Here is a 1,001-nt window from a genome sequence, read left to right on the forward strand (position 1 = left end):
CTGTTCATGCTCTAAAAAACGCTGCAGCCTTTCTTCGAGCCGCTCATTCAATTGCAGTGCAGGCTCTTTCGTTTGAATCATTTCGTTTTTCTTGATGAAGAAGGTTTTTTTCGGGCGTTTGACCGTGACATCCTGCATAGGCGTACCGTTTTTCAACTGCTCTTTTACTTCTTTTAAAATGGCGATATCGTCTTCCGTGAAAAAGTAGTGGCCAAGCTCATTTCGGGAAGCGGGCAGTTGCAGCTGCTTGACCCAACGCTGCACCGTTTTGGTTGAAACCCCCAGTTCATTTGCCGCATCAGCAGTATTCATAAGATACCTCCTTTTAACCTGTAACTGTTCATTAAAAAGGGTATTCGACCTGAATGAAAAGGCCTCCTTCCTGTTAGACAAAAGAAGAAGGGATTCGGCAAAGAAAGCGGTTTTTCCCCAGAGGGTGCAGCCGTTGCTATGCTTCGTAAAGCTCTAAAGGCAGGCCGTCCGGGTCGGAGAAGAACGTATAGCGCTTGCCCGTCCCGGGATCGGTGCGGATCGGTTCAGCAGTGATGCCTTTTTGCTTGAGCTCCTTGACGGTCTGGTCAAGATCGGCCACCGTGAAAGCCAAATGGCGGAGTCCGGCAGCTTCGGGTCTGGTAAGGCGTGCGGGCGGATCCGGAAAAGAAAACAGTTCGATGACATAGCGGCCGTTTAATGAGAGGTCCAGTTTATATGATTCCCGATCCTTTCTGTACGTTTCGCTCAGAATCTCAAGTCCGAGCTTGTCGGCATAGAATGTTTTGGATGCTTCATAATCCGAGCATATGATGGCGATGTGATGAATCGATTCCAGCATTGAGTCAAGCTCCTTTTTTCTTAAAAGTATAGCAAAAAGACGCGGCTGCTGCCGATAACGGCGAAGTTGTTTTGACGGGGAAGAGTCCCTATACTATAATTAGAATGTTACGCACAGCAAACAGAGGTGAATAGCGTGTTAGACCGTTTAAAATCGATAGAGGACCGGT

At 47.8% G+C, this 1,001-nt stretch carries 2 protein-coding genes; both read right to left on the bottom strand.

What is annotated here, in order from left to right; all coding sequences use genetic code 11:
- The coding region (locus ACWHAR_RS23480) for a MerR family transcriptional regulator (RefSeq protein WP_452088000.1) at window positions 1-312 on the bottom strand (312 nt) is incomplete at its 3' end.
- 136 nt (window positions 313-448) lie between these two features.
- Window positions 449-832, bottom strand: a complete 384-nt coding sequence (gloA2, locus tag ACWHAR_RS23485) for an SMU1112c/YaeR family gloxylase I-like metalloprotein (protein WP_003186045.1) — start codon at window positions 830-832, stop codon at window positions 449-451.
- Window positions 833-1,001: the final 169 nt, after the last annotated feature.

Source organism: Bacillus sp. LR--39 (genome assembly GCF_053613335.1).